Consider the following 24,408-nt stretch of genomic DNA (forward strand, 5'->3'; position numbering starts at 1 on the left):
CGCCGCGGGAGTGCACTCATACCCACCCCAACGCGCACCCCCGCCGGACGTTGCGCCCCACCTGCGACACCGCCCGCGGAAGCGGCGCGCGCCGCGCCGGGCGAAGCCCTTTGCCCTGCGGGCCAGGTGCCTAGTACCGTGGGGGGCGATTGGTGACACCGCGCTTGCCTGTGTCATCATCTGCACGCACCATTCGCGCGCTCGCGGGAGTGGTTGTGCTGGAGGCGTCGCCTAGTCCGGTCTATGGCGCCGCACTGCTAATGCGGTTTGGGTCTTAAAGCCCATCGAGGGTTCAAATCCCTCCGCCTCCGCCCTGATCCGAAGCCCCGGTCCAGATGGACCGGGGCTTCGGCGTTGCCGGGCTCCTGGCGAGCCTCTGCGTTCGATCTAGGTTTCGACGTTTCCGCAGGTCAGGCAGGGTGCGGGGAACGGATTTCACATGACGGCGGCAGTCATGTAATGTTCTTCCTGTCGCCGGGACGGGCCGAAAGGCCAGGGAAACGGAGACAAAAACAAAAGAACAAGCACTCGTAGCTTAACGGATAGAGCATCTGACTACGGATCAGAAGGTTGCAGGTTCGAATCCTGCCGAGTGCACAGTAAAGAGGCCCCGGAGAAATCCGGGGCCTCTTGCGTTTCCGGCGAGATGTGAGGCTGGGCGAATCCGCAGCGAGCCATCCGGTCTGCGGAGGGTCGCTGTCACCATGGAGCGATGCTGACCGAGGAGGACGCGCGCAGACTGGTGCTCGCCGAGATCTACGCCGTACGGGACCGCGTCGAGTACGACCTTCAGATCCAGCGGGTGGAAGCGTTGCCGTTCGGCTGGATCTTCTACTGGGGCGCGGTCCGGGACGGTCGGCGCGGGAAGCGCCCTCCGCTGGGCGGCAACGGTCCTTTCCTGGTCGACGGTGAGAACGAGCGGTTGATCGGTCTGGCCACCTGCGCCCCCGTGGCCCACCAGATCGCCGACTACGAACGCCGACTGCGCCGCGAGGCCCACGCCCGGAACCTGGCAGCGAAGCAAGCCGCCCAGCAGCGCGGTACCGCGCCTCCAGCGAGTGCCCCCGAGCGTCCACAGCGAGACGGGACCTCCTGGCTCGGAAGTGACCGTCCGCAGCGGTGAGCTGCACCAGGCCGACCCAGGAGAACTCGCCGCCTTTGTGGACCGCACCCACCCTCCACCGGCAACAAGCCGGCCCGCGTCACCCTCACCGCCAGCGCCTACCAGACGCAGAAGACCGAAACCGCGTCCGGTTCGTACGAGGACCTGGTCGTCGTCTGCGAGCCCGGGGCCCCGGTCCCGTGGACGGTCGCCTTCCCCAGCAACATCGAGCCCACCGCCTCCTTCCAGCCCGGCGCCGCCGTACTCCGGGGCGTCGGCAGGGCGGACGACCCTGACTACCCGGCGACGGTCAGCACCGGTTTCCCGAGCACCGACATCACTCTCGTCAAGTCCTGATCCCGCCGCGGGCCCGGGCCACACACCACGGCCGGGCCCGCGTGACGCCGTCAGCCGAGACCCCCCTGGGCACCTAGGGCCGTGCGGCGGACAATGGCGTCGTGACGTTGACTATCTGGGTCGATGACTGGCAAATGCAGTGCTGCGGAGAGGACTTCGCTGTCGGGGACGTCGTCTCGTGGACGCTGCTCGAGGCCGATCCTGCGGACTACGCAGACGTCGTCGGGGAGAAACGTGCGTCGGGGATCGGCTTCCGCGAGGAGCATCACGGCCGGGCGGGGGAGTGTGCGGCCACCTCGGTGGAAGTGCTGTCGATCGATGAGGTGCACTGCCGTTACGAGATATCCGCGGGCGCCGCGGACCGGATGAGCCTTCCCGTCCGGGACACGGCCGTCCTGGTTCCTGTCGACAGGGCGGACGGATGGGCCCGGTCCCGGCCGGACGTGGCCTTCGCGGGCTACCTGGTGACCGCCCGGCGCGCCACAGGTCTGCCGGAGGGCGCCGTCGCGTGAAGCCCCTTCCGCAGGAGAACAGGGAACCTCGGCAGACCGGTGCGTACCTCGTTCTGCTGAACGTCGCGGCCATGCATCTGAGCGGTGCCCTGCTGTTCGTCGCGCTGGACTGGATTCCGGCCGTGTCCACGAAGACCTACGGCCAGATGTTCGGCCTGTTTGCCTGGTTCCTCGTGCTCCACGTGCCCATCCAGGTGCCGTCCGGCCTCCTCGTCTCCCGCTGGGCGGCTCGCGGACAGGTGCTCAAGGCCGGCTCGGTCGCGCTGGTGCTGGCCACCTCGGCGGTCTGCGCTCTCTACTGGTGCGTTGAACGGCAGCCGTCGGCATGGGACGTGTGGTGGCAGAGCTGGTGTTGTCTCTGCGTCTCCCTGAGCGGTTACGTCTGGCTGTGCTCCCTGCGCCGCTCCACCGTCCAACGGCTCACGGACCGAGTGAGCCGTCATCTGGGCACTGTCGCCATCTGGGCACTGCTGCGGCCACCACGGCATGGGCCCCGCTGAAAGCGACCCTCATGCCGCTCTCTGGGCCATCTGCTCCGAGGGGTCAGTCGGACTTCTCTGCCGACAGCTCCATCCGGGACTCGTGGGCCAGTGCCGTCGCTCGGGTGAACCAGTCCGTGATGACCGCCAGTTCGACCGGTGCGTAGTCCGCGAACAGGGTCATCAGGCGGGTGTAGTGGGGGCCGTAGGCCGCCTCCACGCGGGCCACCGCCGAAGGGACCGCCGCCACTCGGACCCTGCGGCGGTCCGTCGGGTCCGGGCGGCGGGTCACGAAACCGGCGCGTTCCAGGCGGTTCAGGATGCCGGTCACCGCGCCCGTCGTGACCTGGATACGCGACGCGAGGTCTCCTGCCGTCAGGAGGTCGGGGCCGGCCTGGAGGACGTAGCCGAAGCAGGTGAGGTCGGTGACGGTCAGGTTCAGCCGCCGGGCCATCTCCTGCTGGCCGATCAGGTGCGCGGCGATGAGGTCGTCCATCGCGCTCAGCGCCTGCGCGGGGGTCGCGGGCGGGCGGGACTTGCCGTCCATCTTCCTTGTTTCCTTAGTTTGTGAGATATTCGAGAGGTAAATCTCTTAGAGTGTGAGAGATCTGTAGGAGGCCGTTCCATGAGTCTGTACGACGAGGGTCACACGATCGCCGGGTGGACCGGGTGCGCCATCGCCACAGTCGGCAGTGGTGTCGTGGGCGCGGGCGTGTGCACCGGGTCCGTTGCGGCTCTCGTGGGCGGCACGGTGCTCGTCGCGGTCAGCGTGGTGGTCACCTGGGTGCTGCATCTCAGTGGGTGGGGCAAACCGCCCGGCGTCCGGCCGCGGGAGGAGTGGCGGATGAGGACGCGGGACACGCAGGCCCGCGGTGGGCACGCGGGGTGCGTGGGCTGCGCCCTCGCCGGCCGGCGTCCGGCCTCCACGCCCGCGGTCACCCGTGCCGAATCGATACCTCTGTCTCCCATCGAGTGAACGTGCTCTGCACCGGCCGTAGTTGCTGGTCAGCCTCCCTGGCTTCCGTGGTGATGCTCGATGTACGAGCACAACGACAGGACCCGGCTGCCCGAGCGGGGCGCGATCGAGATCAGTGACTTCGTCTACGCGACGACCGGCGTCCGGCTCCGGAGGCTCACCACTCCGGACGGCGAGCACTGGTTCCCCGCCGTGGACGTCTGCAAGCACCTGGGGTACGCACACACCGGTTCCACACTGCGCAACCTCGTCGACCCGACGTTCCAATCTCCCACCGGAAGTGTGCTCCAGAGGCACACTTCCAGCATTCCCGCAGGTCAGAACTGGCGCCGAAACATGAATCTGGTGAACCTTCACGGCCTGATCCAGTTGGTCAACGGCTCCACCAAGCCCGAGTCGCAGCCCTTCAGAGCCTGGGTCTCCGAAGTCATCGTCACCATCCAGCGCGACGGCACCTACAGCCTCGACCCCGCCCCACTCCCGACCGCTCCGGGCACCCCACGGCCCCGTCGCCTGCCGTCTGGAGGACGTCGCGGCCCGGACCGGTCTCACGCTCGACCGCGTCCACGACTGCGTACGCATGCTGATCAAGCGGGGCTGTGTACGGCAGAGCGGCAGCGCGGCGGACGGGGTACCCGTCTACGCGCTCCCGTAGCCGAAGAGACCCGGTAGCCAAAGAGACAGAGCCCGAAGTCGCACTCAGAGGATGCGGCTTCGGGCTCTGTCAGGAACCGTACCCGCCCCGCCACCGGAGGGGCGCTGTCGGTGGCATCTCCTACCCTCACGAGTGATGGCAGCACAGATGTGGACGTGTACGGGACTGCGCTGGTCCCCGGAGGGGCCCGAGCTGGTCTGGTCCGGCGGCCGGCGCAGCGCGCTGACGTGGGGGAAACGGGTCGCCTTCGGCGTACGGGAGGACACCGTGCGGCGCTGCGTGGGCGCGCGGGGGAACGCGTGCCCCACCGGCGCCCCCGTCCCGGCGCGAAGCACCGGCGCCCGCTGTGACGACTGCGCCCGCCTGGACCGCGCGCACTCCGTGGCCGCCGACACGATCGCCGACGACCCCCGCCCGTACCGCGTCTACCTCGCCTGGTTCGGCCCCGGCATGGTCAAGGTCGGCATCACCGCCGTGGAGCGCGGGTCGGCACGGTTGCTGGAGCAGGGTGCCGTCTGTTTCAGCTGGCTCGGCACCGGCCCGCTGATGGCCGCCCGGCGCACCGAGGAGCTGCTGCGGGCCGCCCTCGGCGTCCCGGACCGGATTCCGTACGCCCAGAAGCGCACCGTACGCGCCGTCCTCCCGGCCGGAGCCGAGGAGCGGGCGACGGAGGTGCGGGAGCTGCACGCACGGGCCGTCTCCCTCGGGAACTGGCCGGAGTCCGTCGTACGAGAACCGTGCCATGTGACGGACCATCTGGCCGCCTTCAACCTCCAGCAGGCCGGGCCCGCCACCGGCGCCGTGACCGAGCTGGTCGCCGGCGGACACGTGGCCGGTGACCTCGCCGCCGCCGCCGGACCCGACCTGCACCTGGACACCGGCGGATCCGGAGACGTACTCGTGCTCGACACCCGTCTGCTCCCCGGCTGGGAGCTGATCCCGGCTCGGGGCGGCGACGAAATCACCCTGCCCGTAAAGGACTTCGCCGCCCGACAGGACGGCCTCTTCTGACTCTCACCCCTTTCTCAGCGAAATCACAGACTGCCGAAAGGGCTCTCTCAGAGGGTGCGGACAAGGTCCCACCATGACCACGACCTCGCCCCAGGGGCGCACCGAACTGCTGAGACCGGACGGCAGCCCCGTCCGTGTGCTGGTGGTGGACGACGAGCTGTCGATCACCGAACTGCTGAGCATGGCGCTGCGCTACGAGGGCTGGCGGATAAGGAGCGCGGGAGACGGACAGGGCGCGCTGCGCGCGGCGCGTGAGTTCCGGCCCGACGCGGTGGTCCTGGACATGATGCTGCCGGACATGGACGGGCTGACCGTGCTGAGCCGGCTGCGCCGCGAACTGCCGGACGTGCCCGTGCTGTTCCTCACCGCAAAGGACGCGGTGGAGGACCGTATCGCCGGGCTCACGGCTGGCGGGGACGACTACGTCACCAAGCCGTTCAGCCTGGAGGAGGTCGTGGCCCGGCTGCGCGGGCTGATCCGGCGCTCCGGTGCCGCCGACCGGCGCCCGGACTCCGTGCTGGTGGTGGGCGACCTCAGCCTGGACGAGGACAGCCACGAGGTCTGGCGGGGCGAGGATTCCATCCACCTGACCGCCACCGAGTTCGAGCTGCTCCGGTTCCTGATGCGCAACCCGCGCCGGGTGCTGAGCAAGGCGCAGATACTGGACCGGGTCTGGTCGTACGACTTCGGCGGCCAGGCGAACGTCGTGGAGCTGTACATCTCCTATCTGCGCCGGAAGATCGACGCGGGCCGGGAGCCGATGATCCACACCCGCCGGGGGGCGGGCTACCTGATCAAGCCCGCCGTGTCGTGAGGCCCGTGCGCCGCGCGGGCACCCCACGCACCCTGCGGACGCGGCTGGTCGTCGCGTCCGTCGTGCTGATCGCCGTGGTCTGCGCGGTGATCGGTACGGTGACCACGCTCGCCCTGCACGAGCACCTGTACCAGCAACTCGACGGCAAGGTGCGGGAGATGGCCGAGCGGGCGGTCGGCCGCCCGCATCCCGGCCCCGGTCCGCTGGACCCGGCCGCCGCCGCGCTCGCCTCGGCGGCGGCCGCCGAGAGCCCCGCCGAACGGGTCACCACCCTGCTCACCCGTGGCCCCAACCAGACGCAGACCGTCGCCGCGTACGTAGGCGGCGAGTCGATCGTCTTCGGGGCCGTGTCGGACGAGCAGAAGGACGGCAGCGGTGTGTTCCGGCGCATGCGCGCGGCGCAGCTCGGCCAGGCCCAGACCGACGCCCTCGCCACCGTCCCCCGGGACGACGACGCCCACACCGTCCACCTCCCCGGCCTCGGCGACTACCTCGTCCGGTACGCGGCGAGCCACGACAGCGCCGACCGGTACTACGTCGCCCTCCCCACCGCCGACATGGACGGCGTCGTCGACACCCTGATCGTGGTCGAGGTCTGCGTCACCCTCGCCGGGCTCGTCGCGGCCTCGCTGGCCGGCACGGTCATCGTCGGCGTCGCCACCCGCCCCCTGCGCCGGGTCGCCCGCACCGCCACCCGTGTCTCCGAACTCCCCCTGCACTCCGGTGAGGTGAACCTCAGCGAGCGGGTCCCGGAGGCCGAGTGCGACCCGCACACCGAGGTCGGCCGGGTCGGCGCCGCGCTCAACCGGATGCTCGACCACGTCAACGGCGCCCTGCGCGCCCGCCAGGAGAGCGAGACCCGCGTCCGGCGCTTCGTCGCCGACGCCAGCCACGAACTGCGCACCCCGCTCGCCTCGATACGCGGCTACGCCGAGCTGACCCGGCGCGGCGGGGAACAGGTCGGCCCGGACACCCGGCACGCGCTGGCGCGGATCGAGTCGGAGGCGGGCCGGATGACCCTGCTGGTGGAGGACCTGCTGCTGCTCGCACGCCTGGACGCGGGCCGCCCGCTCCAGTTCGACCGCACCGACCTGGTACCGCTGGTGGTGGACACGGTCAGCGACGCCCGCGCGGCCGGGCTCGACCACACCTGGCGGCTCGACCTGCCCGACGAACCGGCGCCGGTGACCGCCGACGCGGCCCGGCTCCAGCAGATCCTGGTCAACCTGCTGGGCAACGCCCGTAGCCACACCCCGCCGGGCACCACGGTGACCGCGCGGGTGCGCAGGCAGGGCGACCGGATGTGCGTCCAGGTGGCGGACGACGGTCCGGGCATCCCCGCCGCGCTGCTGCCGCACGTCTTCGAGCGGTTCGCGCGCGGCGACTCCGCCCGCACCCGCGCCACCGGATCCACCGGGCTCGGCCTCGCCATCGTGCGGGCCGTCGTCACCGCGCACGGCGGCACCGTGGACGTGGAGAGCCGGCCCGGCCGGACCGTGTTCACCGTACGGCTGCCCGCCTCCGGGCCCGAGCCGGTTCCGTGCTCACAGTCGGGCCACAGCCTCACCACACGGGCGCGACAGGGGAGTTGAGAAGAGTCGGTCCCATGCGAACCGACTCTTCTCCCGGCACCCTCCCGGCACGGGAGCACCTCCCCGCCACGGCCGCCGGCACCCCGGTGCTGGACGTGGTGATCCCCGTCTACAACGAGGAGAAGGACCTGCGCCGGTGCGTGCTCGGACTGCGGGAGCACCTGGCGCGCACCTTCCCCTACGCCTTCCGGGTCACCATCGCGGACAACGCCTCCACCGACGGCACCCCGCTCATCGCCGCCGAACTCGCCGCCCGCCACCCGGACGTGACCAGCGTCCGGCTGGAGCACAAGGGCCGGGGGCGCGCCCTGCGCACGGTGTGGTCCGCCTCCGACGCGCCGGTCCTCGCGTACATGGACGTCGATCTCTCCACCGACCTCAACGCCCTGCTGCCGCTGGTCGCCCCGCTGATCTCGGGCCACTCCGACCTGGCGATCGGCTCCCGGCTCAGCCGGACCGCGCGGGTGGTGCGCGGGCCGAAGCGGGAGTTCATCAGCCGGGCCTACAACCTGATCCTGCGCGGCTCGCTCCAGGCGCGGTTCTCCGACGCCCAGTGCGGCTTCAAGGCGATCCGGCGCGAGGTGGCCCAGGCGCTGCTGCCGCTGGTGGAGGACACCGGCTGGTTCTTCGACACCGAGATGCTGGTGCTGGCCGAGCGGGCGGGGCTGCGCATCCACGAGGTGCCGGTCGACTGGGTCGACGACCCGGACTCCACCGTGCGCATCGTGCGCACCGCGACCGACGACCTGAAGGGCGTGTGGCGGGTGGGGCGGGCGCTGACCACCGGTTCGCTGCCGCTGGACCGGCTGGCCCGGCCGTTCGGAGACGACCCCCGCGACCGCGAGATCACCGACGTGCCCAAGGGGCTGGCCCGCCAGCTCGTCGGGTTCTGCGTGGTCGGCGGGCTCTCCACCCTCTTCTACCTGCTCCTCTACAGCCTTTTCCGGCAGTTCGGCGGCTCGCAGGCGGCCAACGCGCTCGCCCTGCTGCTCTCCGCGCTCGCCAACACGGCCGCCAACCGGCGCCTCACCTTCGGCGTGCGCGGCCGGGGCGGAGCGGTACGGCACCAGGCGCAGGGCCTGGTCGTCTTCGCCATCGGACTCGCCCTGACCAGCGGCTCGCTGGCCGCCCTGAACGCGGCCACCGCCGGCCCCGCGCACAGCACCGAGATCGCGGTCCTGGTCGTCGCCAACCTCGCCGCGACCGTCCTGCGCTTCCTCCTCTTCCGCGCCTGGGTCTTCCCGGACCGCCGCGACCCCGCGCCGGTACCCGCCCCGACCGCACCGGCGTACGCCGAACCCACCACCATCTCTACGGGGGACCCCCGATGACCACCCAGTACGACCAGCCCCCGCAGGTTGCCGTGATGCCACCGGCGCCACGGGCCCCGCTCGCCCGGCGGGCGTGGCGCGGCCGTCCGGAGGACCCGAGCTGGGCCCGCCCCGCCTTCTGGGCGCTGCTCGCCGCGACCTTCGTGCTCTACCTCTACGACCTGAGCGCCTCCGGCTTCGCCAACTCCTTCTACTCGGCGGCCGTCCAGGCGGGCAGCACCTCCTGGAAGGCCTTCTTCTTCGGCTCGCTGGACGGCGGCAACGCCATCACCGTCGACAAGCCCTCGGCGTTCCTGTGGCCCATGGAGCTGTCGGTCCGGGTCTTCGGCCTGAACTCCTGGGCGGTCCTGGTCCCCCAGGTCCTCATGGGCGTCGGCTCGGTGGCGGTCGTGTACGCGGCCGTGCGGCGCCGGTTCAGCGCGGTGGCCGGGCTGGTCGCGGGCGCGGTGCTGGCGCTGACCCCGGTCGCGGCGATGATGTTCCGGTTCAACAACCCGGACGCGATGCTGGCCCTGCTGATGGCGCTGGCCTGCTACTTCACCGTCCGCGCGGTCGAGGACGGCCGGACCCGCTGGCTGGTCTGGGCGGGCGCGGCCATCGGCTTCGCCTTCCTGGCCAAGACCCTCCAGGCCTTCCTGATCCTGCCTCCGCTGGCGATCGTCCACGCGGTCTGCGCGCCGGTGCGGTTCGGGAAGCGGCTGACGCAACTCGCTCTGGCCACGCTCGCGCTGGTGGTGTCCGGCGGCTGGTGGGTCGCGGTGGTCGAGCTGTGGCCGGCCTCCTCCCGCCCGTACATCGGCGGCTCGCAGCACAACAGCTTCCTGGAGCTGACCTTCGGCTACAACGGGCTCGGGCGGATCAACGGAGACGAGACCGGCAGCGTCGGCGGCGGAGGCATGGGCGGCGGCGGTGGCCGCTGGGGCTCGACCGGCTGGGACCGGATGTTCGGCGCCGAGGTCGGCGGCCAGGTCTCCTGGCTGCTCCCGGCCGCGCTGATCCTGCTGATCGCGGGCCTGTGGGCCACCCGCAAGCTCGGCCGCGCCTCGGTCACCCGCGCGTCGTTCCTGGTCTGGGGCGGCTCGCTGCTGATCACCATGGCGGTCTTCAGCTACATGGCCGGCATCTTCCACCAGTACTACACGATCGCCCTCGCCCCGTACCTCGCCGCCGTGATCGGCATGGGCACCGGGCTGCTGTGGGAGCGCCGCGAGGAGACCTGGGCGGGCTGGGCGCTGGCGGTCACCTCGGTGGCCTCGGGCGCCTGGGGGTACGTGCTGCTCAACCGCACCTCCGACTACCTGCCCTGGCTGAAGTGGATGGTGCTGGCCGGCGGGCTGCTCGCCGCGCTCGGGTTGCTGTTCCTCGGCCGAGCGCCCCGGAACCTGGCACTTGGCGCGGCCGCGCTGGGCCTGGTCGCGGCGCTGGCGGGGCCGACGGCGTACACGCTGAGCACCGTGAACTCGCCTCACACCGGGTCGATTCCGACCGCCGGGCCGGCGGGCGCGAGCATGATGGGCTTCGGCCGTCCGGGCGGCCTGGGCGAGGGCATGCGCGGTGGCTTCCCCGGTGGGACGCCGGGTGGGCAGAGCCGGCAGGGCCAGGGCAGGACGCCGCCCGGCGGTACGGGCGGCCAGGGCTTCCCCGGCGGTGGCTTCCCCGGCCAGGGCGGTCAGGGCAACGGCCAGAGCAAGGGCCAAGGCGGGCAGAACGGCCGGGGCTTTCCCGGCGGCGGTCTCCCCGGCGGCCAGGGCTTCCCCGGCGGTGCCGGCGAGAGCGGCCGCACGGGCGCCCCCGGCGGCGCGGGCGGTCTCCTCAACGGCGCCACCGTCTCCGCCAAGGCCAGGAAGCTCCTCCTGGCCGACGCCGACTCCTACACCTGGGTCGCCGCGTCCACCGGCTCGCAGAACGCGGCCGGCTACCAACTCGCCACCAACAAGGCGGTGATGGCGATCGGCGGCTTCAACGGCACCGACCCGTCCCCGACCCTCGCCCAGTTCAAGCGGTACGTCGCCGACGGCAGGATCCACTACTACATCGCGGGCGGGGGCATGGGCATGGGCCGCACCGGCGAGGCCCGAGGCGGCCCGGGTGCCGACGGCACCGCCACCTCCATCAGCACCTGGGTGGAGGCCAACTTCAAGAAGGTGACGGTCGGTTCGGCCACCTTCTACGACCTCACCCGGAAGCGGGCCGGCTGACCGCGAATACCTTCGGCCGATAATGCCGTACACCGTATAGGGACGTCCCTATACGGTGTACGGCATGTCCGCTCCCGACGTCTCGGCACCACCGCTCACGAAGGCCCCCCAGGGCCACCCGCGCCGCTGGCTGATCCTCGGCGTGATCTGCCTCGCCCAGCTCACCGTGCTGCTCGACAACACCGTGCTGAACGTGGCGATCCCCTCGCTCACCCACCGGCTGCACGCGGCCACCTCCGACATCCAGTGGATGATCAACGCGTACTCCCTGGTCCAGTCCGGCCTGCTGCTCACCGCGGGCAGCGCCGCCGACCGGTACGGCCGCAAGAAGATGCTGATCGCGGGCCTCGCGGTGTTCGGTCTCGGCTCGCTGGCCGCCGGACTCTCCACCACCACGGGGCAGTTGATCGCCGCCCGAGCGGGCATGGGCATCGGCGGCGCGCTGCTGCTGACCACCACGCTCGCTGTCGCCATGCAGATCTTCGCGCCCGAGGAGCAGCCGAAGGCGATCGGCATCTGGGCCGCGGTCAACTCGCTCGGCTTCGCGGCCGGCCCGCTGATCGGCGGCTTCGTGCTCGACCACTTCTGGTGGGGCGCCATCTTCCTGATCAACCTCCCCGTGGCCGCCCTGGGCCTGGTCGCCGTGGTGGCCCTCGTCCCGGAGTCCAAGGCCACCCGTGCCGTCGGCGCCACGGGCCTGCCCGCCCGCCCCGACCTGCTGGGCGCGCTGCTCTCCACGATCGGCATGACCGCCCTGGTCTTCGCGGTCATCTCCGGCCCGCACCACGGCTGGACGTCGGTCCGCGTGCTCGGTTCGGCGGCCGTGGCGGTGGCCGTGCTGGCGGTGTTCGCGTACTGGGAGAGCCGGGTCGAGGAGCCGATGCTCGACCTCGCGTTCTTCCGGGACCGCCGGTTCACCGGCGCGGTCGCGGGCGCGGTGCTCATCACCTTCGGAATGGGCGGCGCGCTGTTCCTGCTCACCCAGCACCTCCAACTGGTCCTCGGCTACGGCCCCTTGGAGGCGGGCGCGCGCACCGCACCGCTGGCGCTCACCGTGGTCCTGCTCAACTTCAGCGGACTGTCCGCCAAGTGGGCGGCCAGGCTGGGCACGCCGGTGGCGATCGCGCTGGGCATGGCGCTGATGGCGGGCGGCCTGGTCTCCATCGCCGAGCTGGCCTCCTCCGGGTACGCCGGGACGCTGCTCGGTCTGGTGCTGATCGGCGCCGGGTGCGCGCTGGCCAACCCCGCCATGGCGCACGCGATCATGAGTGCCATCCCGCCGGAGAAGGCCGGTGTCGGTGCCGGGATCAACGGCACGCTGGCGGAGTTCGGCAACGGTCTCGGGGTGGCCGTGCTGGGCGCGGTGCTCAGCTCCTTCCTGGCCGACGGCCGCACCCTGTCGGCCGGGCTGAGCGCCGGCCAGCTGGTCGGCTCCGTCTCCGTGCTGGCCGGTGGCCTGGTCGCGGCGGCCCTGCTCAGGCGGGCCCAGCGCGATGCCGCGTAAGCCGGGGTGGTTGAGCCACCCGGACCTGGCAAGGTGTGCGGTGAGCGACGGCCCACGGAGGGAAGCCCGGTGGTGAAGGAAGACGGCCCCCATGAGGACCGCCCCAAGGCCGGGCGGCGCGGCAGCGTCTGGATGACCGGCAAGGAGCGGCGTGGCCGGGGCGGCCAGCCCTCCGGCCTGGACCGGGACCGGATCACCGCGACCTCGGTCGCCCTGCTGGACGCCGAGGGCCTGGACCGCTTCTCCATGCGCCGCCTGGCGGGCGAGCTGAACGTGACCGCGATGTCCCTGTACTGGTACGTCGACACCAAGGACGACCTGCTCGAACTCGCCCTGGACACCGCCTTCGGCGAGCTTTCGCTGCCCCAGGCGGAGGACACGGAGGCGGACTGGCGCGAGCAGTTGCGCACCCTGGCCACCGACTACCGGGCGATGATGGTCCGCCACCCCTGGCTCTCCCCGATCGCGGGCCGCTTCCTCAACATCGGCCCGAACTCCCTGGCCTTCTCCCGCGCGGTGCTGCGGGTGGTCGGCCGGGCGGGGCTGCCCGCGCACGGCGTGACGGGCGCGATCTCGGCCGTCTTCCAGTTCGTGTACGGCTACGGCACGATCGAGGGCCACTTCCACGCCCGCATCGCGGACACCGGGCTGAGCGCGGACGAATACTTCCGGCAGTCCCTCACCGTCGCCTCCGAGGTGGCCGGCACCTCGGAGGTCATGCGTGAGTCCCGCGCCCTGATGGACGCGCGCGGCGGTGACACGGTGCAGGAGATGCTCGACCGGGACTTCGGCTTCGCCCTGGACCTGCTGATCGCGGGCATCGAAGCGATGGTGGCCCGCGGCTGACCCCCCGAGGGTCGGCCGCGGGCCACCAAGGTGTTGTGCTACGCGCCGGACGCCAGCCGCGCCGGGAACCCGCCCGTCGCCACCGGCCCCCACCGCTCCGGCGTGACGCGGATAAGGGACTTGCCCTGCTCGGCCATGGCCTTGCGGTACTCGTCCCAGTCCGGGTGCTCACCGGCGATGTTCCGGTAGTACTCGACCAGCGGCTCGATGGACTCCGGGGTGTCCAGCACCTCGGCCGTGCCGTCGATCTGGACCCAGGGGCCGTTCCACTCGTCGCTCAGCACGATCAGGCTGACCCGCTCGTCCCGCCTGGCGTTGCGGGTCTTGGCCCGCTCCGGATACGTGGAGGCCACGATCCGGCCCGAGTCGTCCACCCCGCAGGTCAGCGGGGAGCCCTGCGGCGAGCCGTCGGAGCGCCGGGTCAGCAGGATGGCGCGATGGCGAGGGCGTACGAAGTCCAGCAGTTCCGGCAGGGTCACTTCGGTGTTCGTAGCGATGTTGGGTGCCATGCGCCGAGCGTAGGGCGTACCGGGGTCAGAGGGCGGGCAGCGCGTCGCCCTGGACCGCCTGGATGTCCAGCTCGATCCGCAGGGTGGTGCCGATGGCGGCGATGCCGGCCTGGAGGACCTGGTTGTAGTTCATGGCGAAGTCGTCCCGGTGCAGCTCGGCCGTAGCCCGGAACGCGGCCCGCGTACCGCCCCAGGGGTCGGCGCCGGTGCCGAGGTAGGCGAGGTCCAGGTCGACCGGGCGGACGATCCCGCGCATCGACAGCTCGCCGTGCACGGTCCACCGGTCGGGCCCGGCCTGGGTCAGATCGGCCGAGCGGTAGGTCAGCTCCGGGTACTTCGCCACGTCCAGGAAGTCGGCCGAGCGCAGGTGGGTGTCCCGCATCCCGTTGCCGGTGTCGATGGACTCGGCCCTGATGACCGCCTCCACGTGGGACTTGGTGATGTCGTCGGGGGCGATCTCGATGCTCCCGCCGAACTCGGTGAACCGGCCCCGCACGCTGGAGATGCCCAGGTGCTGCGCGACCGCGCCGACCGAGGAGTGCACCGGGTCGATGGTCCACGGGCCGGGCGGTGGCAGCTCGCTGCCGCCCTGCCGGGCCAGGGTGACCGCGCCGACCTCGGCCCGGCCGCTCGCGGTGACCAGCGCGCTGGAGGCGACGGGCGCGTACCCGACGGCGGTCACGATCACCGTGTACGCCCCCGGAGCCAGCGCGGTGTCGTCGCGCACCGCGCCCTCGGAGTCGGCCTCGGCCCGCAGCACCTGCGTACCGGTCATGTCGGCCACCGTGACCACCGCGTGCGAGACGGCCCAGCCGTCACGGGTGCGGATTCTCGCGGTCAGTGCCATGGCGTTCTTCTCCCTGCGCGGCTGAGCGCGCTTCGGTCAGGGGACCGGCCCGTGGCCCGCTTCCTCGAAGGCGGGCCACGGGCCGGTCGGGTGAGCTACTCGCCGGGGTGGGCGAGCTCGATGTCGTGTCCGTCGGTGCCGGTACCGGCGACGGTCAGCGCGGTGGCCACCGGCGGGTAACCCGTGGCGATCACGGTGTACTCGCCGCCGTCCAGGTCGGTGAAGGCGTAGGCGCCGTCCGCACCGGTGGTGGCGGTGCCGACCACGTTGCCCGCCTGGTCGACCAGGGTGACGCGGGCGTCGGCCAGCGGGCCGTGCGGGGCCCGGACGACACCGCTGAGCAGCGCGCCGGTCTCCAGGTCGACCTCCACGCGGGTGACCCCGGTGGTGGCGACCTCCACGGGCAGCGCGCGCGGCCGGTAGCCGGCGGCGTTGACCGCGATCGTCACGGTGCCGGGCACCAGCTCGGTGAACCCGAACTCGCCCTGCTCGCCGGTCTGCGCGGCGGCCAGCAGATCACCGCGCACATCGGTGACGACGACCATCGCGTCCTTCACCGGCAGCGCGTTCCCGGCCGCCCGGACCACACCGGTCAGGCCGCTGGTGCCACTGAGCAGGATGTCGTACGACAGCGGCTCCTCGCCCACCACGACGGTGGACGCCTGCGGCTGGAAGCCGTCCGCGGAGGCGATCAGCACGTACGAGCCGGTGCCGGGGGCGGCCAGCGCGTAGGAGCCGTCGGCCTGGGCGACCGCGCGGCCGAGCTGGCGGCCGGCCAGCGAGATCAGCGTGATGGCCGCACCGGGGACCGGGGCGCTCTCGGCGCCGCGCACGAAGCCACGCACCGGCGTGCCGCCGGACGGAGTGGCCTCGCCGGCCATGGCGACGGCCGTCACCTGCGGGGCGGTCGCGGCCGTGGCGGCCGTGCCGTCGGCCGAGGGGGTGCCCTCGGTGGTGGCGAAGGCCATGGCCGGGACCTGCTGGGCCTCGGCGACCGCGGGGGCGGCGGCCGGGTCCGTGACGGGGGCCTCGGACTCGGAGGACTGCGCGAGCGCGCCCTTCGTCTTCAGCGGGACCTCCTTGATGAACAGCGTGATCAGGAAGGCGACGGCGGCGAGGCAGCCCGCGATGAGGAAGACATCGGCGATGCCGTGGCCGTAGGCGCTCTCCAGCAGGTTCCGGATCGGACCCGGCAGCGTGTTCATGTCCGGGATGGTGTCGGTCGAGCCGGACTGCGCCATCGCCGCCTGGTACTTCGGGCTCAGCGAACCGATGCCGTCCGTGACGTAGTGCGTGATCCGGTGGGCCATCACCGCGCCGAGCGCCGAGACGCCCACCGCGCCGCCCAGGGAGCGGAAGAAGGTGACCGTGGAGCTGGCCGAGCCGAGGTCGGAGGGCGCCACCTGGTTCTGCGTGGCGAGCACCAGGTTCTGCATCATCATGCCGATGCCGAGACCCAGCAGGGCCATGAAGATGGCCATCTTCCAGTAGTCCGTGTCGTACCGGATGCCGCCCAGCAGGAGCAGACCGGCGGTGACCAGGACGCCACCGCTGACCAGCCACGCCTTCCAGCGGCCGGTACGGGTGATGAACTGCCCCGAGACGGTCGAGGAGATGAACAGACCACCGATCATCGGGATGGTCAGGACGCCGGACATCGTCGGGGACTTGTCGCGGGCGAGCTGGAAGTACTGGCTGAAGAACACGGTGCCGCTGAACATGGCAACGCCCACGAACAGCGAGGCGAGCGAGGCCAGCGTGATGGTGCGGTTCTTGAACAGGCGCAGCGGGATGATCGGCTCGCTGGCCTTGGCCTCGACGAGCACGAACAGCGCGCCGAGCACGATCGAGCCGGCCACCATCGCGTAGGTCTGCCAGGACAGCCAGTCGTACTTGTCACCGGCGAAGGTGACCCAGACCAGCAGCAGCGAGACGGCCGCGGAGATCAGCGCGGCGCCGCCCCAGTCGACCTTGACCTCACGCTTGACCACGGGCAGGTGCAGGGTCTTCTGGAGCACGATCAGCGCGAGGATCGCGAAGGGGACACCGACGTAGAAGCACCAGCGCCAGCCGAGCCAGGAGGTGTCGGTGATGACACCGCCGAGCAGCGGGCCGCCGACGGTGGCGACGGCGAAGGTCGCACCGAGGTAGCCGGAGTAACGGCCGCGCTCACGCGGGGAGATCATCGCCGCCATGACGATCTGCGCCAGGGCGGACAGACCGCCGACGCCGATGCCCTGGACGACACGGCAGGCGATCAGCATGCCGGGGTTCTGCGACAGACCGGCCGCCATCGAGCCGACGACGTAGATCACCAGGGCTATCTGGACGAGCGCCTTCTTGCTGTACAGGTCGGCGAGCTTGCCCCACAGGGGGGTGGCGGCCGTCATGGACAGCAGGGCCGCGGTGACGACCCAGGTGTAGGCGGACTGGCCGCCGCCGAGGTCACCGATGATGTGCGGGAGCGCGTTGGAGACGATCGTGGACGACAGGATCGCCACGAACATGCCGAGCAGCAGCCCGGAGAGCGCCTCCATGATCTGCCGATGGGTCATCGGGGCCTCGTCGGCCCCGCCCCCGTGCTTGGCGTGAGCCCGCACACCGGATGGTGTGGTCGTTGCCATGGGCTTCCTTTACTTACGTGATCGCGGGTGTACGGGTTTCTGCGGAAACGGGGGCGGCCGGTCTCGGCACACCGGAGCGGCAGTCGCCGAACGACGCGCGCAGCCGGGTCATGAGCTGGATGAGCTGGGCGACCTCGTCGTCGGTCCAGTCGCTCAGCCGCTCGGCGAGCAGCCGGCTGGTGCGCAGCGACAGCTCCACGAGCTGGTCGTTGCCCGCGGGCGTCAGGCGCAGGATGCGCGAGCGCTTGTCCGCCGGGTCCGGGGACCGCTCGATCCAGCCGCGCGCGGCCACGTGGGCGACATGCCTGCTGGTCACCGACATGTCGACGGCGAGCAGCTCGGCGAGCTTGCTCATGCGCATCTCCTCGTGGCGGCCGAGCAGGGTCAGCACGGCGGCCGAACCGGCCGGGCAGTCGGGCGGGAGTATCCGCCCGATGTCGCGCTTCACGGCGCCGACGGCACTGAGCTGACGTGCCAGCTCCTCGAACTGCGCCTGCTCGGCCATCACACCTCCCGTATTCGTTGCTTTGGGCAACCATAGAGATACTTGGTTGCTGTAGGCAAATAGATCAGTGGCCGGCGGCGCAAAAACTTGGCAAAGGCAAGTATTGCGATCGTAAACGTGCAGGTGGACGCGGGTGACCTGCCCGCCTCTGTCCCCATGGCCCCGCACTTGGGGTGGGCACCCGGATTCGCTAGTGTCTCGGCCCATGGCTAACACCCAGGGCCCCCAGGGCAATTACGACCCCGCAGGCAGCACTCAGATGTTCCGCGCGTTCGTCGACGAGACTCCCCCGGCTCGCCAGCAGGAGGCGGCTTCCTCCGGTCCTCGCGTCGGCCTGATCATCGGCGTCATCGTGGCCGTGGCCGTCGTCGCGGCCGTCGCCTGGCTCGCGCTGAAGTGACCCCCGGCTCCCTCGGGGAGCCCCGTCGAAAGGCCGCGGCCCGCGTCCGCGCCGAAGCGCGCGACACGGGCCGGGCGGGCCTTTCGGTCCGTCGGTCTGCGGGTCCGTCAGTCCGAGACGAGACCCTCGCGGAGCTGGGACAGCGTGCGGGTCAGCAGCCGCGAGACGTGCATCTGCGAGATGCCGACCTCCTCGCCGATCTGTGACTGGGTCATGTTGGCGAAGAAGCGCAGCATGATGATCCGGCGCTCCCGCGGCGGCAGCTTGGCCAGCAGCGGCTTGAGCGACTCCCGGTACTCCACCCCCTCCAGCGCCGTGTCCTCGTAGCCGAGGCGGTCGGCCAGCGAACCCTCGCCGCCGTCGTCCTCGGGGGCCGGGGAGTCGAGCGAGGAGGCGGTGTAGGCGTTGCCCACCGCCAGACCGTCGACCACGTCCTCCTCGGAGACACCGAGCGCGGCCGCCAGCTCCGGCACGGTCGGGGAGCGGTCGAGCCGCTGGGACAGCTCGTCGCTCGCCTTGGTCAGCGCCAGGCGCAGCTCCTGGAGCCGGCGCGGCACCCGCACCGACCACGAGGTGTCGCGGAAGAACCGCTTGATCTCGCCCACGACCGTCGGCATGGCGAACGTCGGGAACTCCACGCCGCGTTCGCAGTCGAAGCGGTCGATCGCCTTGATCAGCCCGATGGTGCCGACCTGGACGATGTCCTCCATCGGCTCGTTGCGCGAGCGGAAGCGGGCCGCCGCGTACCGCACCAGCGGGAGGTTCAGTTCGATCAGGGTGTCCCGGACGTAACCCCGCTCGGGGCTGTCCTCGCCGAGCGCGGCGAGCCGCAGGAACAGGGACCGGGACAGCGTGCGGGTGTCGATGTCCCCCGAGGGCACCGGCAGTTGTACGGCCTCCTCGGCGGTCGGGGCCGCGTCGGGCGCCGGTGCCGGGACGGCGGGGGCGGGCGCGGCGTCGAGGGCCTCGGCGCCCTCGAAGCCGTCGAGGACGTCGAGAGCGTCGAGCTTCTGCGGCGCTGCCACGGTCTTCGTGAGCACCTTCGAGCTGCCCTGTTCTGCGGACATGCCACCCCCTTTGGGTCGCGGGACGGTCGCGGCGCACTGCCCTGATCGGACAGCGCGGCCTTCACCTGAATACCGGAGCCGAAGCCTCGGCAAACGCGCTTCCCGCAGAATGTCACATGTCGGCAACGCGCTGTAGTGACATGTCGACACGTGAGACGCCAAGAAGCCCTGGCAGAACGGGGTCTGACGGGCTTTCGGCGCACAATTGCCGACACTGCCGACGTGCCGTGATTCGCTCCTGACGGTGATCATTCGATCCCGCATGCGAACGGCTGCTACCTGGTGTTTTCCGTTCCGTGCTCCCGTGCGCCGGTCATGCCTCGATCCGGTTGGCCGATCTGAGCCGCTGGAAGCTCCGGGCGAGCAGCCGGGAGACGTGCATCTGGGAGACACCGAGTTCGGCGCTGATCTGCGACTGGGTCAGGTTGCTGTAGTAGCGGAGCAGCAGGATGCGCTGCTCGCGCTCGGGGAGCTGGACCAGCAGGTGCCGCACCAGGTCGCGGTGTTCGACGCCGTCCAGGGCCGGGTCCTCGTACCCGATGCGGTCCAGCAGTCCGGGCAGCCCGTCGCCCTCCTGCGCGGCCTCCAGGGAGGTGGCGTGGTACGAGCGTCCCGCCTCGATGCAGGACAGCACCTCCTCCTCGCTGATCCTCAGGCGCTCGGCGATCTCGGCGGTGGACGGCGATCTGCCGAGCGCGGTGGTGAGGTCCTCGGTGGCCCCGTTCACCTGCACCCACAGCTCGTGCAGCCGGCGCGGTACGTGCACGGTGCGGACGTTGTCCCGGAAGTACCGTTTGATCTCGCCGACCACGGTCGGCATGGCGAAGGTCGGGAACTGCACGCCCCGGTCCGGGTCGAAGCGGTCGATGGCGTTGATCAGCCCGATGGTGCCGACCTGGACCACGTCCTCCATGGGCTCGTTGCGGGAGCGGAAGCGGGCGGCGGCGTAGCGCACCAGCGGGAGGTTGGCCTCGATGAGCGCCCCGCGGACCCGGTTGTGCTCCGGGGTGCCGGGCGTCAGGTTCTTCAGCTCGCCGAAGAGGACCTGGGTCAGGGCGCGGGTGTCGGCACCCCGGCGCTTCTCGGGAGGGGGTGCGGCGGAGGGCTCGGGGAGGGTCGCGGGCGCCTCCGCCTGGGGCGGCGCAGTACTGGCCGACACGGTCAACGCCACCTCTTCATCGGTCAATCATCCGTCAAAAGCGGTCATAGCATCACAAGACATGTGCACTGTGTGCAAGCACCTCATAACGCCGTGTTGGCCCTCAAACGACGCCAATGGATGGATCGCCGGACACGAAAAAGCCCCCCGCCGTAACGGCGGAGGGCTCACGCTGCGGGCCTGCCCGGCCCTCAGAACTCGTAGTCGGCGATCACCCACGTGGCGAACTCCCGCCACAGCGCGACACCCGCCTGATGGGCGGGGTGGTCCAGGTAGCGCTGGAGGGTGCCGGAGTCCTCGACGGAGGAGTTGATGGCGAAGTCGTAGGCGATGGGGCGGTCGGTGACGTTCCAGCCGCACTCCCAGGAGCGCAGTTCGCCGATCTGCCCGCCGAGCGCGCGGAAGGCGGCCACGCCCTCCTGGACGCGCGGCTCGTCGCGCCCGACGCCCTCGTTGAGCTTGAACAGGACCAGGTGCCGGATCATGCGGCGTACCTCTTGCTCTTTCGGCCGGTCAGTTCTTCGCGCCGTCCACGACCCAGGTCATGAAGTCCCCGATGGCCCCGGCGGCGTCCGATATGCCCTCGAAGGCTATCTGGACGTAGTCGGCCGCCTTGGCCGGGTCCGTGATGATCACGTACATGGCGAAGACCACGAGCGCGAACACGACGATCTTCTTGGCGTTCACCGCCACCGCGGCCTCCCCTGTCCCATCGACCCCACTGACCTGCCTGCGGCGGCGAGTGTAACCGCCACGCGCCTCCGCGCACCCAACAGGACGGCCACGATTGTCAATTGAGAGCCCCGAGCCGGAACGCACGAAGGGCCCCGTCCGAAGACGGGGCCCTTCTCAAGCGGTAGCGGAGGGATTTGAACCCTCGGTGACTTGCGCCACACTCGCTTTCGAGGCGAGCTCCTTCGGCCGCTCGGACACGCTACCGAGGGAGACCTTACAGCAAGGTGCCCCGTCGGCAGAAATCGATGGCCGAAGCCCCTCCCAGCAGGGCTTTCGGACCCTCTTCAGCGCCCTCTGAAGAACTCCGTCAGCGGCCGGGCGCACTCCTCGGCGAGCACGCCCTCCACGACCTCCGGCCGGTGGTTGAGCCGCCGGTCGCGTACGACGTCCCAGAGCGAGCCGGCCGCGCCCGCCTTGTCGTCACGGGCGCCGTAGACGACCCGTTCGACACGGGACTGGACCAGGGCGCCCGCGCACATCGTGCACGGCTCCAGCGTCACCACCAGCGTGCAGCCGGTCAGCCGCCACTCGCCGAGCGCGGCGGCGGCCCGGCGCAGCGCCAGCACCTCGGCGTGGGCGGTCGGATCACCGGTCGCCTCACGCTCGTTGTACCCGGCGCCCAGCACGGTGGTGCCGTCCGGGCCGAGCACGACGGCGCCCACCGGCACGTCACCGCCGAGCGCGGCCCGCCCTGCTTCGGCCAGGGCGAGCCGCATCGCGGGACGCCAGGGGTCGCGCACCGGGTCCACGCTTCCTCGGGTCTCGTGCGGCGCGGTCAGCGGACGGTCTCCAGTACTTCCGAGGCGCCCAGCACCTCGGCGATCGTGCCCAGGGCGTCGTTCGCGTCCAGGGCGCGCAGCTCCCTCTCGCCGATCCCGAGATCGCCGAGGATCTCGCGGTCGCCGACCGGGCTGTGCGGGACGGCGTCGGTGTCCGGGGACTCCTCGCCGTCCTCCGTCTCCTCGGACTCGCCGTCCTCGGTGCCGTCGAGGTCCAGCGAGTCCAGGTCGGGCCCGTCGTCCGCGCCGGGCTCGCGGCCCAGCAGCTCATCGGTGAGGAGCAGCTCCCCGTAGGCGCTGCGGGCGGCGGCGGCCGCGTCGGAGACATAGATACGGGGGTCCTCCTCCCCGTCCACCCGGACGACCCCGAACCAGGAGTCCTCCTGCTCGATCAGGACGAGCACCGTGTCCTCCTCCGGCGACGCCTCGCGGGCGAGGTCGGCCAGATCGGACAGGGTCTCCACGTCGTCGAGCTCCGTGTCGCTCGCTTCCCACCCGTCTTCGGTGCGCGCGAGCAGTGCGGCGAAGTACACCGTGACTCTCCCACTGGTCATAGGTGCGCCGGTCGGGGGGTCCCCCCGGCGGAGGTCCGGGCGGGGGAGCAGCTGCACTCCGGGGTCCGCCCACTGGGAATCGTGGCAGAAACAAGTCGTTCAGGGGACGTCTTCGGCTCCCTGTGTCCGGCTGTTTCGGCCGACCGTCACCGAACCGGCCGACCGTGGGTCCGTCATGGACTCACCAGCGCACCCGTTGCCGCCACCTGCGGATCGTACGCGGCGTCGCGAGCGCCGATCATCCTCGCCGGGAGCTTTCCCCGGTGCCTGCTGACAGGACCGTACGACGGCCGGGGCTACCAGCGGAACGTTCGCATGCGCATGGCGTGGCGCAGCCGGGCCGCCTTGGCGCGGCGCGGCTGGACCCGGTCGCGCAGTTGCCGGGCCTCGGCCAGGTCGCGGAGGAACTGGGCCCGGCGGCGCCTGCGTTCGGCGTCCGTCTCGGGCCGTGGGGGCCTGAAGGGCCCGATCTCCCCGGTCGTCGCCGGGCCGTTGTTCGGCAGGTTCGGCAGGTCAGCCACGGTTTCACCACCCCGGTCGGTCCTGTGCGCATTCCCCCGGACGGGCGTTTTGATGCCGAGACGGGGCACAGGGCGGGCACGGTTACTGTTGAAGGCATGCGTCTCCACGTCGTCGACCACCCCCTGGTCGCTCACAAGCTCACCACGCTGCGCGACCAGCGCACCGACTCCGCGACCTTCCGCCGTCTCGCCGACGAACTGGTCACCCTGCTCGCCTACGAGGCCACGCGGGACGTGCGCACCGAGGCCGTCGACGTCCAGACCCCGGTCGCCCGGACCACCGGCGTCAAGCTGGCCCGCCCGCGTCCGCTGGTGGTGCCGATCCTGCGGGCCGGCCTGGGCATGCTGGACGGCATGGTCCGGCTGCTGCCGACCGCCGAGGTGGGCTTCCTGGGCATGATCCGCAACGAGGAGACGCTCCAGGCGGAGACCTACGCCTCCCGCATGCCGGACGACCTCTCCGGCCGCCAGGTGTACGTCCTGGACCCCATGCTGGCCACGGGCGGCACCCTGGTCGCGGCCATCCGCGAGCTGATCGGCCGCGGCGCCGACGACGTGACCGCCGTGGTCCTGCTGGCCTCTCCCGAGGGCGTGGAGATCCTGGAGCGCGAGCTGGCCGGCACGCCGGTCACCGTGGTCACCGCGGCGGTGGACGAGCGCCTGAACGAGCAGGGCTACATCGTGCCGGGCCTGGGCGACGCGGGCGACCGCCTGTACGGCGCGGCCGAGTAGGTACGAGGACAGCGGAAGGGGGGCCGCCCGGCCGGGTGGCCCCCCTTCTCCGTGCTGTCGGGTTCAGCAGGTCTTCTTCTTGGTGGTCGTGACCGCCGCCACCTGTTCCGGCGCGGTCAGCTTGGTCACCGCGCTGTCGGCCGCCGGCCGCTGGGTGAGGGCCTTGAACCTGTCCCCGATGACCAGGTCCAGCTCGGTGCCCTTGCGGGCGGCGTCGGTACGCCGCTCCGCGTCGGTGAGCTGGGTGCTCAGCACCGGGAGCGTGGTGTCGAGGGCGGTGGCGGGACCGATGAGCATCCCGGTGCCCTTGACCTTCTTGTCGAACTGCTTGTCCGCGTTGCCCACGTCGCCGATCTTGAAGCCGCGCTTCTTCAGCTCGTCCGCCGTCTGCTTGGCGAGCCCGGAGCGCGTGGTGGCGTTGTAGACGTTCACGGTGATGGTGCCGGGCTTGGGCAGGGCCTTGACCGGAGCCGCCTTGGCCACCTTGGTGCGGCAGTCCGCCGCGTGACCGGACACCGAGCCGTCGCCGCCGGTGAAGACGTCGATGAGCTGCAGCGTGCCCCAGCCGGCGACGCCCAGCGCGGCCACGGAGGCCACGA

The 24,408-nt window shown here is 71.3% G+C and carries 27 protein-coding genes and 3 tRNA genes; 16 read left to right on the top strand and 14 right to left on the bottom strand.

Going from position 1 to position 24,408, the window contains the following annotated elements; translation table 11 throughout:
- Positions 1–220: 220 nt before the first annotated feature.
- The 5 genes from CCN33_RS00915 (at position 221) to CCN33_RS00935 (ending at position 2,471) form a co-directional block, all read left to right on the top strand.
- Positions 221–311 (top strand) — tRNA-Ser (locus CCN33_RS00915).
- Between the two features lie 213 nt (positions 312–524).
- Positions 525–597, top strand: a tRNA-Arg gene (locus CCN33_RS00920).
- A gap of 115 nt (positions 598–712) precedes the next feature.
- Positions 713–1,123, top strand: coding sequence for a hypothetical protein (locus CCN33_RS00925; protein ID WP_086690049.1), 411 nt, complete (start codon positions 713–715; stop codon positions 1,121–1,123).
- A gap of 437 nt (positions 1,124–1,560) precedes the next feature.
- Positions 1,561–1,971, top strand: coding sequence for a DUF6578 domain-containing protein (locus CCN33_RS00930; RefSeq protein ID WP_086690051.1), 411 nt, complete (start codon positions 1,561–1,563; stop codon positions 1,969–1,971).
- On the top strand, positions 1,968–2,471 hold the full coding sequence (locus tag CCN33_RS00935) for a hypothetical protein (protein WP_086690053.1): 504 nt from the start codon (positions 1,968–1,970) through the stop codon (positions 2,469–2,471). Before CCN33_RS00930 ends, CCN33_RS00935 begins: the two co-directional genes overlap by 4 nt.
- Positions 2,472–2,514: 43 nt before the next feature.
- Here CCN33_RS00935 and CCN33_RS00940 read toward each other — a convergent pair whose 3' ends face one another.
- On the bottom strand, positions 2,515–2,997 hold the full coding sequence (locus tag CCN33_RS00940; protein ID WP_086690055.1) for a MarR family transcriptional regulator: 483 nt from the start codon (positions 2,995–2,997) through the stop codon (positions 2,515–2,517).
- Positions 2,998–3,075: 78 nt separating this feature from the next.
- On the opposite strand from CCN33_RS00940, the gene CCN33_RS00945 reads away from it, so the two are divergent.
- From CCN33_RS00945 to CCN33_RS00985, 9 genes are all read left to right on the top strand, one after another.
- Positions 3,076–3,426, top strand: coding sequence for an HGxxPAAW family protein (locus tag CCN33_RS00945; protein ID WP_086690057.1), 351 nt, complete (start codon positions 3,076–3,078; stop codon positions 3,424–3,426).
- A gap of 60 nt (positions 3,427–3,486) precedes the next feature.
- Entirely contained in the window at positions 3,487–4,098 is a 612-nt protein-coding gene (locus CCN33_RS00950) for a BRO-N domain-containing protein (protein ID WP_244173527.1), read from the top strand.
- Positions 4,099–4,216: 118 nt separating this feature from the next.
- Complete coding sequence (locus CCN33_RS00955) at positions 4,217–5,092, top strand: DUF2797 domain-containing protein (RefSeq protein WP_086690090.1); 876 nt, start codon at positions 4,217–4,219, stop codon at positions 5,090–5,092.
- 73 nt (positions 5,093–5,165) lie between these two features.
- A complete protein-coding gene (locus CCN33_RS00960; RefSeq protein WP_086690059.1) occupies positions 5,166–5,906 on the top strand; it encodes a response regulator transcription factor in 741 nt (246 codons plus the stop codon).
- A gap of 5 nt (positions 5,907–5,911) precedes the next feature.
- On the top strand, positions 5,912–7,498 hold the full coding sequence (locus tag CCN33_RS00965) for an ATP-binding protein (protein WP_086690061.1): 1,587 nt from the start codon (positions 5,912–5,914) through the stop codon (positions 7,496–7,498).
- A gap of 14 nt (positions 7,499–7,512) precedes the next feature.
- A complete protein-coding gene (locus CCN33_RS00970; RefSeq protein ID WP_086690063.1) occupies positions 7,513–8,829 on the top strand; it encodes a bifunctional glycosyltransferase family 2/GtrA family protein in 1,317 nt (438 codons plus the stop codon).
- Positions 8,826–11,027 carry an ArnT family glycosyltransferase gene (locus tag CCN33_RS00975; RefSeq protein WP_086690065.1) on the top strand — a complete coding sequence of 734 codons (2,202 nt, stop codon included), beginning with the start codon at positions 8,826–8,828 and terminating at the stop codon, positions 11,025–11,027. The genes CCN33_RS00970 and CCN33_RS00975 overlap by 4 nt, the downstream gene beginning before the upstream one ends.
- Before the next feature lie 64 nt (positions 11,028–11,091).
- The gene (locus CCN33_RS00980; RefSeq protein ID WP_086690092.1) at positions 11,092–12,531 is read left to right on the top strand and encodes an MFS transporter; all 1,440 of its coding nucleotides are present in this window, start codon (positions 11,092–11,094) and stop codon (positions 12,529–12,531) included.
- A gap of 132 nt (positions 12,532–12,663) precedes the next feature.
- Positions 12,664–13,377 (top strand): TetR/AcrR family transcriptional regulator, encoded by a 714-nt coding sequence (locus CCN33_RS00985; RefSeq protein ID WP_086690094.1) that lies wholly within the window; start codon positions 12,664–12,666, stop codon positions 13,375–13,377.
- A gap of 38 nt (positions 13,378–13,415) precedes the next feature.
- Here CCN33_RS00985 and CCN33_RS00990 read toward each other — a convergent pair whose 3' ends face one another.
- The 4 genes from CCN33_RS00990 to CCN33_RS01005 form a co-directional block, all read right to left on the bottom strand.
- Complete coding sequence (locus CCN33_RS00990; protein ID WP_086690067.1) at positions 13,416–13,886, bottom strand: PPOX class F420-dependent oxidoreductase; 471 nt, start codon at positions 13,884–13,886, stop codon at positions 13,416–13,418.
- Between the two features lie 25 nt (positions 13,887–13,911).
- Positions 13,912–14,733 (bottom strand): YceI family protein, encoded by an 822-nt coding sequence (locus CCN33_RS00995; protein WP_086690069.1) that lies wholly within the window; start codon positions 14,731–14,733, stop codon positions 13,912–13,914.
- Positions 14,734–14,828: 95 nt separating this feature from the next.
- Positions 14,829–17,288 (bottom strand): MFS transporter, encoded by a 2,460-nt coding sequence (locus CCN33_RS01000; RefSeq protein WP_167387737.1) that lies wholly within the window; start codon positions 17,286–17,288, stop codon positions 14,829–14,831.
- 82 nt (positions 17,289–17,370) lie between these two features.
- The gene (locus CCN33_RS01005) at positions 17,371–17,862 is read right to left on the bottom strand and encodes a MarR family winged helix-turn-helix transcriptional regulator (protein ID WP_086690073.1); all 492 of its coding nucleotides are present in this window, start codon (positions 17,860–17,862) and stop codon (positions 17,371–17,373) included.
- Between the two features lie 205 nt (positions 17,863–18,067).
- Here CCN33_RS01005 and CCN33_RS01010 point away from each other — a divergent pair, with 205 nt between their 5' ends.
- On the top strand, positions 18,068–18,262 hold the full coding sequence (locus CCN33_RS01010) for a hypothetical protein (protein WP_030806323.1): 195 nt from the start codon (positions 18,068–18,070) through the stop codon (positions 18,260–18,262).
- Between the two features lie 107 nt (positions 18,263–18,369).
- On the opposite strand, the gene CCN33_RS01015 is transcribed toward CCN33_RS01010, so the two are convergent.
- The 8 genes from CCN33_RS01015 to CCN33_RS01050 all read right to left on the bottom strand — a co-directional run bounded on the left by CCN33_RS01015 (position 18,370) and on the right by CCN33_RS01050 (position 23,077).
- The gene (locus CCN33_RS01015) at positions 18,370–19,329 is read right to left on the bottom strand and encodes an RNA polymerase sigma factor SigF (protein ID WP_086690078.1); all 960 of its coding nucleotides are present in this window, start codon (positions 19,327–19,329) and stop codon (positions 18,370–18,372) included.
- A gap of 313 nt (positions 19,330–19,642) precedes the next feature.
- Positions 19,643–20,494: an RNA polymerase sigma factor SigF gene (locus tag CCN33_RS01020; protein WP_086690081.1), complete on the bottom strand. Its 852-nt coding sequence runs from the start codon at positions 20,492–20,494 to the stop codon at positions 19,643–19,645.
- Between the two features lie 185 nt (positions 20,495–20,679).
- Positions 20,680–20,973, bottom strand: a complete 294-nt coding sequence (locus tag CCN33_RS01025) for a Dabb family protein (protein WP_086690083.1) — start codon at positions 20,971–20,973, stop codon at positions 20,680–20,682.
- A 28-nt stretch (positions 20,974–21,001) separates the two neighbouring features.
- Entirely contained in the window at positions 21,002–21,181 is a 180-nt protein-coding gene (locus tag CCN33_RS01030; RefSeq protein ID WP_030806336.1) for a hypothetical protein, read from the bottom strand.
- Positions 21,182–21,342: 161 nt separating this feature from the next.
- A tRNA-Ser gene (locus CCN33_RS01035) sits at positions 21,343–21,427 on the bottom strand.
- Positions 21,428–21,507: 80 nt separating this feature from the next.
- Positions 21,508–21,939 (bottom strand): tRNA adenosine(34) deaminase TadA, encoded by a 432-nt coding sequence (gene tadA / locus CCN33_RS01040; protein ID WP_086690096.1) that lies wholly within the window; start codon positions 21,937–21,939, stop codon positions 21,508–21,510.
- A gap of 59 nt (positions 21,940–21,998) precedes the next feature.
- A complete protein-coding gene (locus CCN33_RS01045) occupies positions 21,999–22,535 on the bottom strand; it encodes a tRNA adenosine deaminase-associated protein (protein ID WP_086690085.1) in 537 nt (178 codons plus the stop codon).
- Between the two features lie 317 nt (positions 22,536–22,852).
- Entirely contained in the window at positions 22,853–23,077 is a 225-nt protein-coding gene (locus tag CCN33_RS01050) for a hypothetical protein (RefSeq protein ID WP_107483878.1), read from the bottom strand.
- Between the two features lie 96 nt (positions 23,078–23,173).
- On the opposite strand from CCN33_RS01050, the gene upp reads away from it, so the two are divergent.
- Entirely contained in the window at positions 23,174–23,809 is a 636-nt protein-coding gene (upp, locus tag CCN33_RS01055) for a uracil phosphoribosyltransferase (protein ID WP_086690086.1), read from the top strand.
- Between the two features lie 63 nt (positions 23,810–23,872).
- On the opposite strand, the gene CCN33_RS01060 is transcribed toward upp, so the two are convergent.
- Positions 23,873–24,406, bottom strand: coding sequence for a LytR C-terminal domain-containing protein (locus CCN33_RS01060; protein WP_086690088.1), 534 nt, complete (start codon positions 24,404–24,406; stop codon positions 23,873–23,875).
- Positions 24,407–24,408 lie beyond the last annotated feature (2 nt).

Origin of the sequence: Streptomyces recifensis (genome assembly GCF_002154615.1) — a bacterium.
GTDB classification, from domain to species: domain Bacteria; phylum Actinomycetota; class Actinomycetes; order Streptomycetales; family Streptomycetaceae; genus Streptomyces; species Streptomyces griseoluteus.

Bases quoted from the DNA above. Each gene is read 5' to 3' on its own strand.
- CCN33_RS00985 (WP_086690094.1), top strand. From the start codon at position 12,664: ATGACCGGCAAGGAGCGGCGTGGCCGGGGCGGCCAGCCCTCCGGCCTG.
- CCN33_RS01005 (WP_086690073.1), bottom strand. From the start codon at position 17,862: ATGGCCGAGCAGGCGCAGTTCGAGGAGCTGGCACGTCAGCTCAGTGCC.
- CCN33_RS01000 (WP_167387737.1), bottom strand. From the start codon at position 17,288: ATGACCCATCGGCAGATCATGGAGGCGCTCTCCGGGCTGCTGCTCGGC.
- CCN33_RS00990 (WP_086690067.1), bottom strand. From the start codon at position 13,886: ATGGCACCCAACATCGCTACGAACACCGAAGTGACCCTGCCGGAACTG.
- upp (WP_086690086.1), top strand. From the start codon at position 23,174: ATGCGTCTCCACGTCGTCGACCACCCCCTGGTCGCTCACAAGCTCACC.
- CCN33_RS00950 (WP_244173527.1), top strand. From the start codon at position 3,487: ATGTACGAGCACAACGACAGGACCCGGCTGCCCGAGCGGGGCGCGATC.
- CCN33_RS00940 (WP_086690055.1), bottom strand. From the start codon at position 2,997: ATGGACGGCAAGTCCCGCCCGCCCGCGACCCCCGCGCAGGCGCTGAGC.
- CCN33_RS01010 (WP_030806323.1), top strand. From the start codon at position 18,068: ATGGCTAACACCCAGGGCCCCCAGGGCAATTACGACCCCGCAGGCAGC.
- CCN33_RS00975 (WP_086690065.1), top strand. From the start codon at position 8,826: ATGACCACCCAGTACGACCAGCCCCCGCAGGTTGCCGTGATGCCACCG.
- CCN33_RS00955 (WP_086690090.1), top strand. From the start codon at position 4,217: ATGGCAGCACAGATGTGGACGTGTACGGGACTGCGCTGGTCCCCGGAG.
- CCN33_RS01015 (WP_086690078.1), bottom strand. From the start codon at position 19,329: ATGTCCGCAGAACAGGGCAGCTCGAAGGTGCTCACGAAGACCGTGGCA.
- CCN33_RS01025 (WP_086690083.1), bottom strand. From the start codon at position 20,973: ATGATCCGGCACCTGGTCCTGTTCAAGCTCAACGAGGGCGTCGGGCGC.
- CCN33_RS00925 (WP_086690049.1), top strand. From the start codon at position 713: ATGCTGACCGAGGAGGACGCGCGCAGACTGGTGCTCGCCGAGATCTAC.
- CCN33_RS00995 (WP_086690069.1), bottom strand. From the start codon at position 14,733: ATGGCACTGACCGCGAGAATCCGCACCCGTGACGGCTGGGCCGTCTCG.
- tadA (WP_086690096.1), bottom strand. From the start codon at position 21,939: ATGCGGCTCGCCCTGGCCGAAGCAGGGCGGGCCGCGCTCGGCGGTGAC.
- CCN33_RS00945 (WP_086690057.1), top strand. From the start codon at position 3,076: ATGAGTCTGTACGACGAGGGTCACACGATCGCCGGGTGGACCGGGTGC.
- CCN33_RS00960 (WP_086690059.1), top strand. From the start codon at position 5,166: ATGACCACGACCTCGCCCCAGGGGCGCACCGAACTGCTGAGACCGGAC.
- CCN33_RS00980 (WP_086690092.1), top strand. From the start codon at position 11,092: ATGTCCGCTCCCGACGTCTCGGCACCACCGCTCACGAAGGCCCCCCAG.
- CCN33_RS00970 (WP_086690063.1), top strand. From the start codon at position 7,513: ATGCGAACCGACTCTTCTCCCGGCACCCTCCCGGCACGGGAGCACCTC.